The 17314-nt window shown below is 68.7% G+C and carries 14 protein-coding genes and 2 pseudogenes; 6 read left to right on the forward strand and 10 right to left on the reverse strand.

The annotated features are described in order from the left end of the window. Nucleotides 1-26 precede the first annotated feature (26 nt). Nucleotides 27-932 (reverse strand): universal stress protein, encoded by a 906-nt coding sequence (locus tag OHA40_RS33165; RefSeq protein WP_330230739.1) that lies wholly within the window; start codon nt 930-932, stop codon nt 27-29. A 69-nt stretch (nt 933-1001) separates the two neighbouring features. Then, entirely contained in the window at nt 1002-2714 is a 1713-nt protein-coding gene (locus OHA40_RS33170; RefSeq protein ID WP_330230740.1) for a SulP family inorganic anion transporter, read from the reverse strand. A 186-nt stretch (nt 2715-2900) separates the two neighbouring features. Between OHA40_RS33170 and OHA40_RS33175 the strand changes: the two genes are divergently transcribed. After that, nucleotides 2901-3764 carry a universal stress protein gene (locus OHA40_RS33175; protein WP_330230741.1) on the forward strand — a complete coding sequence of 288 codons (864 nt, stop codon included), beginning with the start codon at nt 2901-2903 and terminating at the stop codon, nt 3762-3764. Here the strand turns inward: OHA40_RS33175 and OHA40_RS33180 are convergent. Next, nucleotides 3765-4293: pseudogene (locus OHA40_RS33180) on the reverse strand (glycosyl hydrolase family 65 protein); the annotation flags it as partial. It lies immediately after the preceding gene. Nucleotides 4294-4453: 160 nt separating this feature from the next. Further along, nucleotides 4454-4984 (reverse strand): annotated as a pseudogene (locus OHA40_RS33185) (HAD family hydrolase); the annotation flags it as partial. Between the two features lie 206 nt (nt 4985-5190). On the opposite strand from OHA40_RS33185, the gene OHA40_RS33190 reads away from it, so the two are divergent. After that, the gene (locus tag OHA40_RS33190) at nt 5191-6180 is read left to right on the forward strand and encodes an Acg family FMN-binding oxidoreductase (RefSeq protein WP_330230742.1); all 990 of its coding nucleotides are present in this window, start codon (nt 5191-5193) and stop codon (nt 6178-6180) included. Nucleotides 6181-6206: 26 nt separating this feature from the next. On the opposite strand, the gene OHA40_RS33195 is transcribed toward OHA40_RS33190, so the two are convergent. The 3 genes from OHA40_RS33195 to OHA40_RS33205 are packed head-to-tail and all read right to left on the reverse strand — an operon-like array spanning nt 6207 to nt 9222. Next, nucleotides 6207-7814 carry an ABC transporter permease gene (locus tag OHA40_RS33195; RefSeq protein ID WP_330230743.1) on the reverse strand — a complete coding sequence of 536 codons (1608 nt, stop codon included), beginning with the start codon at nt 7812-7814 and terminating at the stop codon, nt 6207-6209. Further along, nucleotides 7811-8722, reverse strand: a complete 912-nt coding sequence (locus tag OHA40_RS33200) for an ABC transporter ATP-binding protein (RefSeq protein WP_330230744.1) — start codon at nt 8720-8722, stop codon at nt 7811-7813. Before OHA40_RS33200 ends, OHA40_RS33195 begins: the two co-directional genes overlap by 4 nt. Nucleotides 8723-8739: 17 nt before the next feature. Beyond that, a complete protein-coding gene (locus tag OHA40_RS33205) occupies nt 8740-9222 on the reverse strand; it encodes an adenosine-specific kinase (protein WP_330230745.1) in 483 nt (160 codons plus the stop codon). Nucleotides 9223-9436: 214 nt separating this feature from the next. Between OHA40_RS33205 and OHA40_RS33210 the strand changes: the two genes are divergently transcribed. Then, on the forward strand, nt 9437-10312 hold the full coding sequence (locus OHA40_RS33210; RefSeq protein ID WP_330230746.1) for a DUF302 domain-containing protein: 876 nt from the start codon (nt 9437-9439) through the stop codon (nt 10310-10312). 470 nt (nt 10313-10782) lie between these two features. After that, nucleotides 10783-11439, forward strand: coding sequence for a DUF2267 domain-containing protein (locus tag OHA40_RS33215; protein WP_330230747.1), 657 nt, complete (start codon nt 10783-10785; stop codon nt 11437-11439). Nucleotides 11440-11463: 24 nt separating this feature from the next. On the opposite strand, the gene OHA40_RS33220 is transcribed toward OHA40_RS33215, so the two are convergent. The 3 genes from OHA40_RS33220 to OHA40_RS33230 are packed head-to-tail and all read right to left on the reverse strand — an operon-like array spanning nt 11464 to nt 14481. Then, nucleotides 11464-12831 carry a wax ester/triacylglycerol synthase family O-acyltransferase gene (locus OHA40_RS33220; protein ID WP_330230748.1) on the reverse strand — a complete coding sequence of 456 codons (1368 nt, stop codon included), beginning with the start codon at nt 12829-12831 and terminating at the stop codon, nt 11464-11466. Nucleotides 12832-12853: 22 nt separating this feature from the next. Next, nucleotides 12854-13462 (reverse strand): Rv1733c family protein, encoded by a 609-nt coding sequence (locus OHA40_RS33225; protein WP_442943870.1) that lies wholly within the window; start codon nt 13460-13462, stop codon nt 12854-12856. Between the two features lie 26 nt (nt 13463-13488). Continuing rightward, nucleotides 13489-14481, reverse strand: coding sequence for an Acg family FMN-binding oxidoreductase (locus OHA40_RS33230; RefSeq protein WP_330230750.1), 993 nt, complete (start codon nt 14479-14481; stop codon nt 13489-13491). Between the two features lie 321 nt (nt 14482-14802). Here OHA40_RS33230 and OHA40_RS33235 point away from each other — a divergent pair, with 321 nt between their 5' ends. Next, nucleotides 14803-15459, forward strand: a complete 657-nt coding sequence (locus tag OHA40_RS33235) for a response regulator transcription factor (protein WP_330230751.1) — start codon at nt 14803-14805, stop codon at nt 15457-15459. A gap of 80 nt (nt 15460-15539) precedes the next feature. Continuing rightward, a complete protein-coding gene (locus OHA40_RS33240; RefSeq protein WP_330230752.1) occupies nt 15540-17270 on the forward strand; it encodes a GAF domain-containing sensor histidine kinase in 1731 nt (576 codons plus the stop codon). Nucleotides 17271-17314: the final 44 nt, after the last annotated feature.

The following is a 17314-nucleotide window of genomic DNA, read 5'->3' on the forward strand; positions in this document are numbered from 1 at the left end:
GATCTGGGAGATGTGTTTTATCAAGGTCATCGCGAACGAACGACGAGCAGGGGCACCTCTACCGAGTGCAGCAGCGCATTGCTCGTCGACCCGAGCACCATGCTGACGAATCCGCCTCGACCGTGCGTGCCGACCACCACGAGCTGGGCGTTCGCCGACTGATCGAGCAGGGATCGCGCCGGGCGGTCCACGGTGACGATGCGCCGCACGGCGAGGTCCGGGTAGCGCTCGGCCCAGCCCGCGAGACTCTCGGCCAGGACCGCCTCGGCGGATTCCCGAGCGCCGTCCCATCCGCGGACCGGTACGTCCAGCCCGCTGCTGTCGCTCCAGGCGTGCAAGGCGACCACGTCGACATTCCGCCGAGACGCCTCCTCGAACGCGAGCTCGACGGCGGGCGCACTGTTGCTGGTTCCGTCGACTCCCACGAGCACCGGTTGCCGAGCCGACACGGCATCGATCGCCGAGGCACCGTGGATCACCGCGACCGGACAGTGCGCGTGGTGAGTTGTCGCGGTACTCACCGAACCGAGCAGTCCCCGCTGGAAAGCGCCGCGCCCGCGGCTGCCGACCACCAACATCCGCGCTCGCGCCGACCGCTCGATGAGCAGAGGAATGATCAGTTCGAAGGTCAGCTCGGTGGTGATGGCAGGTTCCTCGCCGGGCGCGGCCGTCCGTGCAACGCGCGTGGCCTCGGTGAGGATGCGTTCGCCGTCGCTGCGCAACCACTCCAGGTCGGCCTCGCCCAGCGAGATGCCCGGCCCGAAACCGGTCCGGATCGCCATCGAGGTGACGATGTGCATGGCGCGGTGATGCAGGGCTGCTTCGACGGCAGCCCACGCTACCGCCTGAAACGAGCTGGGCGAGCCGTCCACGGCCGCCAGGATGGGATAGTCGACCGCTGTTGAGTGCGAGGCGCTTTCGGTGGCGGCCATAGGCGTGTCCTCTCTGCTGCCACGACTTCGAGCATCGCGCGTCCTGCGTGCGACCGGCAGAGACGAAGGTCATTCGGTGGACGGGCCGTCGGACCCCGCATTCCGGTCCGCGCGGTAGGCAGCGACCACGGTCGGCAGCGTCGGGTACATGTGCGATTCGCCGATCCTCGATGTCAACCCCGAGGCGTCCAAGTCGACGCGCAGATCCTGTTTGACGCGCGCCATCGCGAAGACGATCCCCCGCTCGGCCAGTTCGGCCCGGAGTTGTTCGACCGCGTCCAGCGCGGTCAGGTCGACTTCCACGTTCGCCTCCGCGTTGAGCACGAACCAGCGCACCGGAAGACCTCCGCGTCCGGACCGAGCATCCACCGCTGCCAGCGCCCTGCGCCGGAAGTCCTCGGCGTTGGCGAAGCACAGCGGGGCGTCGTAGCGGTAGATCACCAGTCCGGGAACAGGTTTCGCGTCGGGATAGTCGTCGACGTCGTGCATTCCGGCCAGCCCTGGGACGAAGCCGAGTATCGCGTCGTGGGCGCGGGCGATCCGGCGCAGCAGATCGAAGATCGACAGCGCGATCGCGATCAGCACGCCGTAGAGCACACCGAGGCCGAGTACCGCGACGACCGTGCCGAGCGCCAGCACCAGCTCGCTACGCCGGAATCGGGCGATACGACGGAACTCCGGCAGGTTGATCAGCCGCAGCGCCGCGTAGATGACCAGCGCTCCCAGCGCCGCGGTCGGGAAGGCCGCGAGGATGCCGCGGGCTCCGAACAGTACCGCGAGCACACCGCCGAGCGTGACCAGTGAGTACAGCTGGGTGCGAGCGCCCATGGCGTCGGCGATCGTGGTTCTGCTGGCGGAACAGCTCACGGGGAATCCGTGCAGCAGCCCGGCCCCGAGGTTGGCCGCGCCGAGGGCGGCGAGTTCGGTGTTCGCTTCCACGCGGTATCCGTGGCGGGCCGCGAACGCACGGGCGGTCAAGACGTTGTCGGAGAAGGCCACTACCGCGATGCCGACCGCGGGGAGGATCAGCGCCGCGACGTCGTTCATGGCGACCGAGTTCAGGCCGGGCGCCGGAATCCCGGCGGGGATCGCGCCGACCGTGCGGATGCCGAAACGGTCCAAAGCGAAGACCGCCACCACCGCGGTCGCCAGCAACACCGCGATCAGTGGCCCCGGCGCCCGCGGAGCACGCCGAGCCAGCACCAAGAGACCCGTCAGCACCGCCGCCGCGAGCCAGACGGTGGCCCCGTGCCATTGGTCCAGGTTCTCGAGGAAGGAACGCAGTTCCGCGAGAATGGATTCGCCCTCGACCGGCACCCCGGTCACCGACTCGAGCTGGCCGACGATCATGATCCCGGCGGTGCCCGCCAGGTACCCGACCAGAACCGGTTTCGACAGCAGATCCGCCAGCACGCCCAACCGGGCGGCCGCACCGGCCAGACACAGAACGCCGACCAGCAGTGCGAGCACCGCCGCCAGTGCGGCGTACCGAGCGGGGTCGCCCAGCGCGAGCGGAGCCAGCGCGACGGCGGTGAGCAGCGCGGTGGTCGACTCCGGACCTACCGAGAGCTGACGCGAGGTCGCCAGCAGGGTGTAGACCGCCAGCGGCCCCAATGCCGCCCACAGCCCCGCCACGGGCGGCAGTCCCGCGACGGTCGCGTAGGCCATGACCTGCGGGACGAGGTACGCGGCCACGGTGATACCCGCGAGCAGGTCGGACCGCAGCCATGCCCGCTGGTAACCCTCGAATTGCCGGATCCCTGGGAGCAAACGTGCCAGCACCGTTCCAGCATCGCCTACCGACCGCCGAGGATGCGGCCGAAATCGGACTCCGCCCGGCAATGGTGATCATCAGTTTTGGGGCGAAGGTCCCACGGTAGGTGTCGGTGGGCTCTGTCCGTCCGCTTCCCACCGCCCGTAGCGTCGTAATCCTCCAGTTCCGCAGCACACCGCGCAGAGGAGCAGGCCGTGCGCGCCAGCAACAATCCCCCCGTCCTCGTCGGCGTCGACGGCTCGTCGCCCGCGCTTGCCGCCGTGCGCTGGGCCGCCATCTATGCGGCCAACCGTCGCGCGCCGCTGCACATCGTGTACACGATCGGCGCGCCGAGGGACTTCGGCCCCGGAATCAGTGTTCCGTATCTCGACTACGACAGCTACCTGCAGGAGGGACGGACAGCGCTCGACCTCGCGCGCAAAACCGCCGTCTCGACAACCTCCCCCACCGGGGAACTCGACATCAGTACCGATCTGGTCGAGGCACCGCCGATCCCGGTCCTGCGCGACCGATCCGGCTCCGCGCGTCTACTCGTCGTCGGCACCCACGGGCTCGGCGCCTTCAGCCGCACCGTCCTCGGCTCGGTCAGCACGGCGCTGGCCCGGCACGCCGCATGCCCCGTCGCGGTGATCCCGGAGACCGCAGACCCCTCCGACGGGGCTGTGGTGGTCGGCGTCGACGGGTCGGGGCGCAGCGCCCACGCCATCGAGATCGCCTTCGACGAGGCCGCGCACCGCGGTGCGGAGTTGGTCGCGGTGCACACTTGGTCGGAGTTCTTCCGCTATGCCTCGCGCAGCGAAATGCAGGAAGAGGCCGAGGCACTGCTCGCCCAGAGCCTGGCCGGGTACGGCGAGAAGTATCCGGAGGTGCCGGTGCGGCGCATCGTCGTCGAAAACCGCCCCGCCAAGCGATTGCTCGAGGAGGGCGAGCATGCGCAGTTGATCGTCGTCGGCAGCCACGGGCGTGGCGGTTTCGCCGGGATGACCCTCGGTTCGGTCAGCCAGGCGGTGCTGCACGGGGCGAACAAGCCGGTGATCATCGTCAGGTCGGTGAGCTGATCACTCGCTCGCCGTCACCGGTCGGGCTGCCGGGTTCAGCGGCAACCTGACCGTATCCCCGGGCGCCAGTCGAGCGGCCTGGTCCCGGCAGGTGATCTCGATCGGCGGCGACGCGCCGGGATCCGAACTGACCTCGACGCCGTCGCCGCTGACGCGCACGGTGAGCCGGTGGCCGCGGTAGACCATCGGGAACGACAGGGAACCGAGCGATTCCGGCCGGTAGGGGCAGAAGATCAGCCGATCGCGGCGGATCTCCAGCCCGGTGAAGCAGCGCTGCAGCAGATCGATGCTGCCTGCCATCGCGGCGAGGTGAATCCCCTCCGCGGTGGTGCCGCCCTGGGATGTCGGCGACGTCGGACTCGAGCACGAGATCGAAGAATTCCACGGCGCGATCGCGGTTGGCGCGGGCCAGCACCCAGGAATGCACCAGCGCGCTCAGTGTCGAACCGTGGGAGGTGCGCGCCAGGTAGTAGTCGATCGTGCGGGGGATCATCTCGCCGGGCAGCTCGTAGCCGAGATGGCCGAGCAGCGGCGACGATATCGGCCAGAGTTCCATCGAAATCGAGCAGTACCGCGGCCTTCTCCGTGCTCAGCAGATCCTCGATGCGAGAACAGCATTCGACGACGTCCGGAACCTCTGGCATCCGCCGGAAGCCCCCGCGTAACCGCACCCGAACGAGGTCGTCGAGTACCACGTCGGCGCCCGATGTCAGCAAACGGTCGGCGTTCGCATGCCGGTCGACGCCGATGACCAGCGCGAAGCCGCCGCGTCGGCCGGCCGCCACGCCCGCCTCGGCGTCCTCCACGACCACCGTACGGTCGGGTTCGGCGTCCAGCCTGCGTGCGGCCTCGAACAGCATTGCCGGGTCGGGTTTTCCGGGCAGACCCAGCTCCTCGGCATCGACGCCGTCCACCCGCACGGTGAACAGGTCGGTGATCCGGGCGGCCGTGAGCACCTCGACGCAGTGGCGGCTGGCGGAGAACACGCCGGTGCGGATTCCGGCGGCGTTGCCCCAGGGCAGGGTGATGCCGCGCGCGGCAAGAAAGTCCTCCACGCCCCGATATCGTGGTTTGCCGTCCACGAAGCGCAGGTAGTCGGATTCGGTGAACGGGGACCGGTCCTGTCCGGCGCCCGCCGCACGCCGGGTCAGGAAGTCGTCGAACAGTTCCGCCCAGGCCGCGGCGTGAATCGACGCGCTGTCGGTCACCACCCCGTCCATGTCGAAGATCACCGCGTCGTGGTGGCGCGAATCGATCCGCGGCGCCGCCGGTGCACCGTTCTCCACTCGTCCAGCCTGAACGAGTCGATTCGTCCCGTCCAGGGGCAAAGGTCCGCTACCGCAGCCGGACAGGCGGGACCACCGCGGCGAGATCCGGGACCAACGACTCCTCCGGCACCGGCTGTCCGAGACCTACCGTCAGCGATATGAAACAGCTACCGACCGGTGCAACCATCGAGAAGGCCGTCCTGCTCGCTGCCAGGGCGCCGTCGCTACACAACAGCCAGCCCTGGCACTGGACATTCGACGGCGACGCGCTGCGCCTTTTCGCTGAGCCCGAACGCATGCTGCCGGCGACGGATACATTCGGCAGGCAGATGCTGATCAGCTGCGGTATCGCCCTGAACCACCTGCGCGCAGCCATGGCCGCGACCGGCTGGCGGATCCTCGTCGCCCGCTTCCCCGACCCGAACCGTCGCGAGCACCTGGCCACCATCGCCTTCCGACCGGCCCAGATCGTGACCGATGGCGACCGAGCCCGCGCGGACGCCATTCTCCGGCGGCACACCGACCGGCTGCCGTTCGCGGCGCCGACCGGGTGGTCCGATTTCGAATCGGTCCTGCGGACCACCTTCGACCCGGAGGATGCCACCCTGGACGTGTTGCGGGACGACAGCCGGCCCACCTTGGCCCGCGCCTCGGAGATGACCGCGGCCCTGCGTCGCTACGACTCCGGATACCACGCCGAATTGCAGTGGTGGACGGGGCACACGGTCGCCGATGCCGGTGTCCCGGGGGAAGCCCTGATCTCCCCGGAGGAACGGCAGCGCGTGAGCGTGGGACGTAAGTTTCCGGCGGCCACTGGAACACAGCGGCGCAGCGAGATCACCGCGGACCATTCGGTGATCCTCGTCCTGTCCACCGACAGCGACGCGCCGGACGACCTGCTGCGCTGCGGTGAGGTGCTGTCCACCGTGCTGCTCGAGTGCACCCTCGCGGGGTTCGCGACATGTCCGCTGACCCATCTCACCGAGATGCCGGGCAGTCGCGCCGTCGTCCAGGAATTGACCGGCCGCTCCCACCTGCCACAGGTCCTGATCCGGGTGGGACTCGAGCCCGAGCCCGCGCAGGAAGGTCCGGCGACACCGCGCCGACCACTCACCGAGATCCTCGACATGCCCGAATCCGAGAGCTGACTCCGCGCCGCCATCGAGACCGCGGGTCAGTACCCGGCATCACGGCGGCGGAATCCGGCGATGCCGATCGCCAGTGCGGCCACTACTGCCATGGTGATCACGAGAATCGGTGCGGCGGTGAGGGTTTCGAGTGGCACCCGCGGAGTATGCGTGAACGGAGACGCATCGTCGAACCAGTCGGGCAGATCGAAGGCCGTCGCGAACAGCACGGCGACGGCACAGTAGGCGAACGCCGCCCAAGCCAGCGGGACGGCCGCCTTGGGCAACCAGCCGAATCCGAGCGCCGCGACGGCGACCACCAGCCAGACCGCGGGCGCGTACCCGAACGCCACGCCGGTCATCCGGAGCGGCTGAACAGCATCCGCGATCGTCAACCCGTACGCCAGCCCGATGCCGAAACCCCCGACAGCCAGCATGAACGCACTGCCGCCCAGAGCGACCGCCAGGTGGCTCGCCAGCCAGGAATACCGGCTGACGGGTGAACCGAGCACCGGTTCGGCTCGGCCCGCGGTCTCCTCGCCGCGGGCGCGTAGCACGCTGCTGACTCCGAACGCGGAGGCAAGTAGCGCGACGATCGAGACCGTCAGTGCCAGATACGAATCCACCGCGTCGGCCACACCGCCGGGCAGGTAGGCGGCGATCTCCGGATTGTCGGCAAGAAAGTCCTCGATGCTGTCGGCGAACGAGCCATATGCCGCGCCAAGCGCGAAAACACCGATCGCCCAACCACACACCGAGCCGCGCTGCAGCCGCCAGGCCAGGCCCAGCGGTGAACTCAGCGCCCACGACGCGGTCGCGCGACCGGTCCCGTACGAGAGCAGTCCCGCGCCGAAGTCACGCCGTTCGAGCAGGGCGAACGCGACGGCGGTGAGCGCGAGGGTCGCGGCGGCGAACAGCAGCAGAGTCCACCAGCGGTCGCCTGCGAACGGGTAGCTGCGCTGCCCCCACCCGATCGGCGATGTCCAGGAAGCGGCACCGCCTCGGACATCGCCGATCGCGCGTGCCACGTAGGCGGCCGCGAGAGCCAATCCGACTGCTCCGTAGACGCTGCGCGGGTTCTCGAAGATCTGCGCCGCGACCGCGGTGAGAGCGCCGAAGGTGACGCCGACACCGCCGGTGACGAGTCCGAGCAGCAGCGAACCGCCTGCCGGAAGCCCGGTGCCGACCGCGGCGGCGAAGACCACCAGCACGACGGCGACATCGGCGAGCCCGGCCAGCGCCAGCGCCGCGACGGCGGGGGCCCGGCGTCCTACTCGGGCTGAACGGAACAGTTCGGCCCGCCCGGTTTCCTCGTCCGAGCGCGTATGCCGCCCGACCAGGAACATGTTCATCAACGCGACCACGACCGCCAGATAGGCGAAGATCTCGAACACGATCTCGCCGCCGATGGTGTGCAGCAGCTGGGTCGGCCCGCCCATGGCGATGGCGGCCGCGTTGGCGCTCATCGTCTCGCGGATCTGCGCGAGTTTCTGCGGTGTGTCGTAGAAGCGCTGACTGCCAAGGGATTGGAACGCCAGCAGCGCGGCGATGCCGACCACCCAGCACGGCATCGTGAATCGCTCGCGCCGCAGCGCGAACCGCAGCAGGGTGCCTGCTCCGGGGGTGTTCTGGCGCAGCATCGACGCGACGCTCACCGCTTCTCCTCGGCTGCCGGGACCGGGGCGCCGTAGTGGCGCAGGAAGATGTCCTCCAGGCTCGGCGGTGCGCTGGTGAGACTGCGTACGCCGAGATCGGCCAGTATGCGCAGCACCGGGTCGAGGTGGGCGGTGTCGACGTCGAATCTGGTGTGCGTGCCGTCGCGGACCAGGTCGTGCACGCCCGTCACCGCGTCCAGATCCGTTGCCGGCCGGATGGTTTCGACGGTGATCGTGGTGCGCGTCAGATGCCGCAGCTCGGACAGCGTGCCGCTTTCCACGGTGCGTCCGCGCCGGATGATGCTCACCCGGTCGCACAGCGCCTCCACCTCGGCGAGAACATGGCTGGACAGCAGCACGGTCCGGCCCTCGCTCTTCGATTCGGTGATACAGCGCTGGAATTCGGCCTCCTTCAGCGGGTCGAGGCCGACGGTCGGCTCGTCGAGCAGCAGCAGTTCCGCGTCCGAGGACAATGCCGCGACGAGCGCGACCTTCTGCCGGTTGCCCTTCGAATAGGCGCGCGCCTTCTGGTGCGGGTCCAGATCGAATCTCTCCAGCAGCTCGGCGCGGCGCCGCCGATTGGTATCCCCGCGCAGTCGCCCCATCACGTCGATCACCTCGCCACCGGTGATCCCGGGCCAGAGCAGGACCTCACCGGGCACGTAGGCCAACCGGGCGTGCAGGGCGACCGCGTCGGACCAGGGATCGCCACCGAGCATGCGCACCGTCCCGGAGTCGGCGCGCAGCAGTCCGAGCAGGATCCGGATCGTCGTTGTCTTGCCCGAGCCGTTCGGCCCCAGAAATCCGTGTATCTCACCGGTGCGCACGGACAGGTCCAGACCGTCGAGCGCCCGCACGGTACCGAACGACTTCGTGAGACCGGTGATGCAGATCGCGGGCTCGGTCATCGCGGCATCCTTTTCGGCTACAGCTTGTAGCCGATCCGGCGGAGTAGCTGCCTGCGGTCTTCCTCGTCGTCCGCGCTTTCCACGCCAAGCGGCGCGGCCCCGTCTATCACGCCGACTATGCCCCTGCCCAGCTCCGTCTCCGCGATCAGCACCTCGACAGTATTCGCTGTGGCACAGAAAACGCCGCAGACCTCCGGAACGTGTTGCACCGCGTTGAGCACATTGACCGGGTATCCCTCGCGCAGGAACACGATGAACGAGTGTCCCGCGCCGACCGCGACCGCGTTCTTCGTGGCGAGCTCGACCAGGTCATCGTCGTTGCCGGAGCGACGGACCAGCCGCGGCCCGGATGCCTCGCAGAACGCCAGCCCGAAGCGCAGCTGCGGACCGATCCCGACCAGTGCCTCATGGAGGTCTTCCACCGTCTTGATGAAGTGGGACTGCCCGATGATCACGTTGAGATCGTCCGGTTTGTCGATACGCACCGCAGTCAACTCCATCGGAACATCGTGCGACTCGGCGCGTCGCGGCCGTCAGGGCAATTGGTCCCGGCGGGGCGGGATCTTCTTCCCTTGTGCCGGTCGGTGGCACCGGGATTCGACACGACACCGGTCGCCCTGACGGCGGTAGTGCCCCCTGTCGCGGGACCTTCGCCCCTGTGCAGTGGCGACCCGCGCGGCGCACGCTCATCGCAGATGAACCGAGGAGGCCTCGATGGAGTACCGGGTGGCTCTGGTGGAGTCGGCACCCGAAACGGTGCTGCGGGTACCACGGGAGATCCGTCCGAACCCGACTTTGCTCGGCGAGGACATCGTCGAGGGAATGCGGGAACTGACCCAGATCGCGCAACGCGCCGGATTGACCGCCAGTGGTGCGCCGACGATCACGTTCCACCACGAGCTGCCCGTCGACGAGGCGATCCCGGTGGATTTCGGCGTACCGGTGGAACCAGCGCCGAAGCTGGGCCCGAGTTCCGGCGCGGAAGTGGTGGTGGTGCCCGGAACGCTCGTCGCCCGCACCTGCCACCGCGGCAGCTACCGCGATCTCGGCGCCGCCTATGTGGCGCTGCGGGAATGGCTGCACAACTCCGGCTATCGGCCGACCGGACCGCCGACCGAGGCGTACCTGATCGGTCCCGACGAGGTGACCGATCCACGGCGGCTGCTCACGGAGATCCGCTTGCCGGTGGCCCCCGCGCCGGCCATCTCGATACATCTCGACGCGCCGTTCGACGTGGCTGTCCGACGAACCCGGGAGGCGTTGCGGCAGCAGGGGCTCAGTGTGATCGCCGAGGTCGATGTGCAGGCCACACTGCACGAGGCGCTCGGCGAACACATCGAGAACTACCTGCTCCTCGGTGTCTGTGATCCGGGGCTGACCTATCGCGCGCTGACGGCCGATCGCCAGGCCGGACTACTGCTGTCGTGCAGTGTGGTGGTGCGCTCGGTCGACACCGGCACGCTGGTCGAGGCCACGGATCCCGAGTTGCTGGTGCGCGGCACCCAGCCGGCGCTGCGGCCGGTCGCCGAAGACGCGCGCCGGCTACTCGCCGCCGCGCTGGAGAGCCTCCGTGAACCGGCACCGGCGTGATCGGGCTCCGCGCCGAACCCGGCCTCCGGCTCTCCGCGAGGCCGAACGGTCTACTTCTGCGCGGGGCGGCGCGGGCGGATCACCGGTAGGGGCGAACGTCGTCCGGTTCACTGGGGCTCGCGCGCGTGGCGGCGCAGCCTGTCTGCAGTGGAATCGCCGGGCGTGACCAGCGGTGACGATGGTCCCACCGGCACGGGCACGAGGCCTCTCACCCGACCCGGCGCACGCGAGCAGGCTCGTGGATATGGAGATCCAGCACGCTCCCGACCGCCCCGTTTCGACACTCCGGGGCTGGGTAGTGCGGTACACGACATGGCTCTCCTACCCGCCGCCGTCGACTACGTGCGCGCCCACCGCGACGAGTTCACCGGGCCGCGACGTCTGCTTGTTCAGCGTCGGGCGCGGGGTGCTGCGCGATCCGATCGGACGCCGCGCATTCGCTCCTCGACCCATCCGTGAAAGGCGAACCCATGAGTTATCACCGTGACCCCCTCGCCCCTGCGGTCCACACCGCTCACGAGTGGCTGCGCGCCGTTGCCGACGGGCTCGGTACCGAGGACCGTCCTTTCGCGCACCGCGCTCTGCGCGCCTGGCTGCATTCGGTGCGTGACCGCATCGGCGTCAGTGCGGCCGCGCACCTGAGCGCCCAGCTGCCCGAACTGCTGCGCGGGATCTTCTACGAAGGCTGGGTTCCCGCGCACGTCCCCGTCCGGCACGATGTGCCGTCGTTCCTCGCCCAGTTCGCCGCCGAGGCAGGCGTTTCGCGCGACGAGGCAGTGGCGCTCGCCGGCGCGGTCACCGATTCGCTCACCGACCTGTTCTCCCCCGGACAGCTAGACCACGTGTTCGCGCTGCTGCCGGAGAATCTGCGGTCCATCCTGCGGGGATCGGACCTCGCCAGCACGTTGTCGGCATCGGCGGCGGTCGCCCGACCGCAGCCGTCTCGCATCGACGAATTCGACAACCGGCTGCGGGCGCTGTCCGACGCGGTGGCAGCCCTCGTTCGCGGCCTCGAGGAACCGCTCGGCGGCGAAACGCATAACGCCGCGCGGGTATCCGCGGCTCAGCAGGCCCACCGGATTCTGCTCGCCGAAGGGCTGACCGGCTCCACCGCATCGACACGCTGATCCAGGAGGGCCCGTCGTCCCTGTTCACTCCCCGGCCATCCCCGGCCGGGGCAGCCGCCGTAACTCGGCGTGCTCCCGCAGCCGCTGGATCTCACGCCCGATCCCGTCGGCGATCACGGCGATATCAGGTGCGGTGTCGTAGTCACCGGTGATGCCGAACGTCAGGTGGTCCGCGTAACTGAGGATCGCGATCGCGGTGCGCAACCGCATGGCGATCGGCACGGCCGGTAGCAACTCCAGGACCTTCCGCCCGCGGATGGTCAGTTCGCGGCGCGGGCCGGGCACGTTGGTCGCGAGCGCACCGACGCTGCGCTGGGGAAATCGCGCCATCAGCCGGATACCCCACGCGACGGCCGCGAAGGGCACCCGGCCCGCCAGGGCGAGTATCGAACTCTGCGCCCGCGCCTCGCCTCTCGACTTGTGCTTCGACATCCGCCCGTGAATCATCTCCAGACGCTCGACCGGATCGGCCACATCGATCGGTAGGAACGGCAGCATCGCTGAGACCCGGTTGTCGAGCGTGTATTTCGCCTCCGTGGGCCGCATCGACACCGGAACGAGAATGCGCAACTTGTCCCGGGTCGGCCGCTCGTTCCTACTGCGCAAAAGGTCACGGTACGCGGCGGCGATGGCGGTCAGGACGACATCGTTGACGGTGGCGCCGAACGCCGTGCCGATCGCGTGGACATCCGACAGCGCGGCCCGTGCGACGACGTACCGGCGCTGCCGTCCGATGGGGCCGTTGAGCGAGCACTCCGCGGTCGGCGAAACCGCTGCGACAGCCAATGGGACCAGACTGCGGACCATGCCGATCAGGTATCGGGGCACGACTACCGGCAGCCGCATTCCCTGGCGAGCGTAATTCAGCCACTCCATGGCGGCGCAGACCCGTGACTCGGGCGCCACCTTCTCCGTCCCCGCCGCCACCGGATCGCACAGATTCTCGAAGACGGAGATCCCGGACACGCCGTCGACCAGGCTGTGATGCGCTTTGACGATCAGCGCCCAGCGGTCCCCGGCGAGATGTTCCACGACGACGCACTGCCAGAGCGGATGATCGCGGTCGAGCCGCTCCTCCAGTTCGGTCGCGACGAGTTCGCACAGCGCCGACTCGTCGCCGGGTGCGGGCAGCGCGGTCCATCTGATGTGGTGTGCGAGATCGAAATTCGGGTCGTTCTCCCATACCGGTGTGGCCAGGTCGAGCGGGGCACGGCGCACCTTCTGACCGAGACGTACGTTCTGTTTCACGCCGCCGGCGAGCACACCGGTGAGCTCGTCCCTACTCGGCGGCGATCCGGCAATGATCGCCACCGCGCCGATCCCGAGACTGAGATGACGGTCGGCGTCCTCTAGTTCCATGAAGCCCGAATCGAGGGGCCGCAGTTCTGTCATTGTGCACGCTCCGGATGCGTCACTATGTGTCCTTGCCGATCGGCCTGCTCATACGCCGCCACTCGGACTCCCAAGCCGCGCTATGGATCCGCCCCAGCAGCCAGCTCGTAGTCAGCATCAGAGCTACTGCGCCACAACATATCCCGGCCAGCGTGACCAGGCCGGTCAGTATGCCGGACCACGCCGCATGGGCGGACGGCCGCGGCGGCGCGGTCACCTTGTCGTCCGGGCCGAGCCATACCGTGACGCGGCTGCCGAGTTCGGTCCTACCGGCGACCTCCACGGTCGCGCTGTGTTCTCGGCCGCCGCGCGTCCAGTGCACGGTCGCTTCCCGCTGCTTGTCGATGCCCTCGAACCGGCCCGTCGTCACCCTGCGCACCGGTTCGCCCGTGACGGTGGCTGTCACCGCGACCTTCCCCGTGTTGTCGGCACGGATGCGCTCGGCCGCGGCCGCGTAACTCGTCGTCCCGGCCGCGCCCGCGAGCGGAACGGCAATCAGCACCACCACCGCGGCCAGCAGCCGCACCAGCGCCTCCCACCGGTCCGAGGCGCGCATCAACGGATTGGCGCTCCATGGCTGCGACCGCCATAGACGAACTACGGGCGACGGATACAGCGGCACCTGGATCACCTCTTTCGAGCACCCGCGTCGGTGACCTATGGGTCCAGCGGATGCAGCACTTCATCGAGTGGGCGGCGCGGAGAGGCCGGTACCTGGCCCGCGCCCTCGTCCGCCCAGCCGATCCGGACGACGATGTGCGGGTAACCGTTGTCGCCGAGAACATTCGTGCGGATCCGGTTTCTGGTGCCGGCCAACTCCAGCGGCTCCGTCAAAGGGCAGGTCGCCAGGCCGAGCGTCGTGGCGATCAGCAGCACCGCGCTGGCGGCCTCACCTGCCAGCAATCGCGACAAACGATCGTCGGCGGGCGTGCTGAGCAGGATCAGCCGGTCGGCGGCGTCGGCGTCGCCGATTACCGCCTGCGGCAGCCCCGGATTCGAGAATGGCCGCACGGTCGGATCGGTGGCGAGCAGTACTGCCCGTCGCTCGGGGACGCCGTGCCTATCGCTCCACTGCGCGAGTTCGGCACCGTAGGAGAAGTCGCGGGTATGTTCCCAGGCCGCCTGCTCGAATGCCCGCAGCAACTGTGTCCGAGCGGGTTCGGCATCGATGCCGCGAGCCTGGACTCCGTTCGTGGCGCCTGCGGCGGCGACAGTCTCGACGTATGCGCCCGGCACCGCTCGGGGGGCGTAACGCCGGCGATCGGTGTGCCGCCGGTTGATGGCAGCCGCCATCCGAACCGCTTCGGCAGTGGTGGTGGCGGCCTGGAACTCGACGACAGCCAGATGCCGCGGCTCGGCGGGATCCGGCAGCCGATGGATCACCGTCTCCCATCCGGACCCGCGCGCCGCTACCCGCAGATGATGCAGCGCCGCCCCACAACTCAGGAGCAGATCGCGACCATCCGGGTCCGTGTGCGGAAGCCATCGGCTTTCGTCGGCATAGAGGTGCGCAATGGTGTCACCGACCCGCCACAACCACGGCTGGGTGTTGTGCACCGACGGCGCCCGCATCGCCGAAGCCAGCACGGAGCGAAGAGTGTCGCTGTCGGGCTGTGCGCACGGCATCGCATGCCCCTTGAACTCAGCCACGATAGGCACCTTCCAGCTGGCTATACCGGCTTGGTTCCTCCTTCAGCATTGCGCGATCCGGCGGCGTAGATAGCAGTCGAAGGTCACCGAATGCCGGGCCCTCCGGCCACGATCGGACCACGCGAACGGGCCGACTGTGCCTCGACCGCGCTCCCCGGCCGCTGGTCTTCGGTGCCGGCGCTCGGCCCGGTCCCGGGCGGTGGACCGCCGGCCTCCGATGTGACGAGCGGTTGCCCGGAAAGGGGACCTTGGTCCTTACCCAGCGGACCGCTCCGGTGCGTACTCTCGACCCCACCACTTCTTCCCGGATTGGACACCACCATGATCACGGTGTTTCTGGTCGATGATCACGAAATAGTCCGCCGCGGGCTGGTCGACTTGCTCTCGGCGGACCCGGAACTGTCCGTCGTGGGAGAGGCGGGCGACGTCGCGCAGGCCCTTGCCCGGATCCCCGCACTGCGGCCGGACGTCGCCGTCCTCGATGTGCGCCTGCCCGACGGCAACGGCATCGAACTCTGCCGCGATCTGCTGTCGAGACTCGACGATCTGCGGTGCCTGATCCTCACCTCGTTCACCGACGAACAGGCCATGCTCGACGCCATCCTCGCGGGGGCCAGCGGCTACGTCGTCAAGGACATCAAAGGCATGGAGCTGGCCAAGGCCATCAAGGAAGTCGGCGCCGGGCGCTCCCTGCTCGACAACCGCGCGGCCGCCGCCCTGATGCAACGGCTGCGCGCGAACACCCAGCAGGACGGCCCCTTGGCCGGCCTCACCGAACAGGAGCGCAAACTGCTCGACCTCCTCGGTGAGGGACTGACCAACCGGCAGATCGCGCAGCGCATGTTCCTGGCGGAGAAAACGGTCAAGAACTACGTCTCCCGGCTGCTGTCCAAGCTCGGTCTGGAACGGCGTACCCAAGCGGCGGTCTACGCGTCGAAACTCCGGTCCCGGTCTTCCGGGTCAACCGTTGACTCCTGATCCGTGTCCGCTGACGCCGCAGATCCGTGTGCGAATTGCCGAGCGTTCACTTCGAGCAGCGCGTGAAATAACCTTGCTCTATGACCGATGACGCGCTAACCGGTATGTTCTCGGTGCGCGACACGCTGTCGCGGCTGCGGCTGCGAGAACTGCTCGCCGAGGTCAAGGACCGCATCGAGCAGATCATCGACGCTCGCGATCGGATGGACGGACTGATCGAGGCGATGCTCTCGGTCACCTCCGGCCTGGACCTCGATCGCACCCTGCGCACGATCGTGCATACGGCGACGTCGCTCGTCGACGCCCGCTACGGAGCGCTCGGCATCCGTGGCCACGACCAGCAGCTCACGCAGTTCATCTTCGAAGGCATCGACGAACCGACCAGGGAACTGATCGGTGATCTCCCGCAAGGCCACGGTGTCCTCGGGTTGCTGTTCAGCCAGCCCAAACCGATCCGCCTGGACAACCTCGCAGACCATCCGTGCTCGGTCGGGTTCCCCGGACATCATCCGCCGATGCGCACCTTCCTCGGTGTCCCGGTCCGCATTCGCGACCAGGTTTTCGGCAACCTGTATCTCACGGAGAAGGCCAACGGCCTGCCGTTCACCGAGGACGACGAGGTCATCGTGCGGGCGTTGGCGGCCGCGGCCGGTATCGCCATCGACAACGCGCACCTGTACGAATCCGCGCGCACCCGGCAAGCCTGGATCGAGGCCACCCGCGACATCACGACCGAATTCCTTGCGGGCACCGCATCCGACCAGGTCCTGGCCCATCTCGTCGAGGCGACGCGTCGGCTGACCGGCTCCGAGCGGACCTTGCTCGCGGTTGTCCCCGACCCCGAGACCAGGCCGGACGACATCACCGAACTTCTCATCACGCACGCCGCGGGCGCCGAGGACAACCAGCGGCCGGTGAAGCTGCCCTTCGGGGACACGACGATCGGCAAGGCGTTCCGGCTGCGTGCCCCACAGCGCCTCGACGACTCACGCCGCGCTGATCTCGGCAAGATCTTTCCGGACGCCGGGCCGGCGCTGGTCCTGCCCATGCAGACCTCCGACTCCACGGTAGGGGTGCTGATAGCGCTACGTTCGGTGGAGTCGGCGCCGTACGACGACGAAACCCTCGAATTGACCGCCGCCTTCACCAATCAGGCGGCGCTGGCGATGCAGCTGGCCGACGCGCAACGGCGCATGCGGGAACTGGACATTCTGTCCGACCGCGACCGGATCGCCCGGGACCTGCACGACCACGTCATCCAGCGACTGTTCGCCGTAGGCCTCAATTTGCAGGGCACCGTGCCCCGCTCACGCGTACCCGAAGTGCGGGACCGGCTCATCCAGGCGATCAACGATTTGCAGGAGGTCGTCCAGGAGATCCGGACCTCGATCTTCGACCTGCACGGCGGCGACGGCCACAGCGCGCGCCTGCGGCAACGCATCGAGGACGCGATCCGGCAGCAGACCGGCGCCAGTGCGATCCGCACCTCCGTCCACATCGCGGGACCGCTGTCGGTGATCGAACCCGAACTGGCCGACCACGCGGAAGCCGTGGTGCGTGAGGCGGTCAGCAACGCCGTCCGGCACTCCGGCGCCAAGTCGGTCTCGGTCGAAATCGCGGTCGCCGACGACCTGACCATCCTCGTCGAGGACGACGGATGCGGAATCCCCGAGCATGTCACGCCCAGCGGTCTGACGAATCTGGCCCGGCGCGCCGAAGCAGCGGCCGGAACCTTCACGATCACATCCGGCACCGGCCCGGAGGGAAACACGGCCGGGACGCGGCTGTGCTGGAAGGTCCCCCTGCACTGAGCATCGGCTCGCCGACATTCGACGTGGTCAGGCCCGGCCCCGGA

The sequence above is a fragment of the Nocardia sp. NBC_00508 genome (assembly GCF_036346875.1).
Classification (GTDB): Bacteria; Actinomycetota; Actinomycetes; order Mycobacteriales; family Mycobacteriaceae; genus Nocardia.

Coding starts and splice junctions, on each gene's coding strand:
- OHA40_RS33165 (WP_330230739.1), bottom strand. CDS start 932: ATGGCCGCCACCGAAAGCGCCTCGCACTCAACAGCGGTCGACTATCCC.
- OHA40_RS33190 (WP_330230742.1), top strand. CDS start 5,191: ATGAAACAGCTACCGACCGGTGCAACCATCGAGAAGGCCGTCCTGCTC.
- OHA40_RS33200 (WP_330230744.1), bottom strand. CDS start 8,722: ATGACCGAGCCCGCGATCTGCATCACCGGTCTCACGAAGTCGTTCGGT.
- OHA40_RS33205 (WP_330230745.1), bottom strand. CDS start 9,222: ATGGAGTTGACTGCGGTGCGTATCGACAAACCGGACGATCTCAACGTG.
- OHA40_RS33210 (WP_330230746.1), top strand. CDS start 9,437: ATGGAGTACCGGGTGGCTCTGGTGGAGTCGGCACCCGAAACGGTGCTG.
- OHA40_RS33215 (WP_330230747.1), top strand. CDS start 10,783: ATGAGTTATCACCGTGACCCCCTCGCCCCTGCGGTCCACACCGCTCAC.
- OHA40_RS33220 (WP_330230748.1), bottom strand. CDS start 12,831: ATGACAGAACTGCGGCCCCTCGATTCGGGCTTCATGGAACTAGAGGAC.
- OHA40_RS33235 (WP_330230751.1), top strand. CDS start 14,803: ATGATCACGGTGTTTCTGGTCGATGATCACGAAATAGTCCGCCGCGGG.
- OHA40_RS33240 (WP_330230752.1), top strand. CDS start 15,540: ATGACCGATGACGCGCTAACCGGTATGTTCTCGGTGCGCGACACGCTG.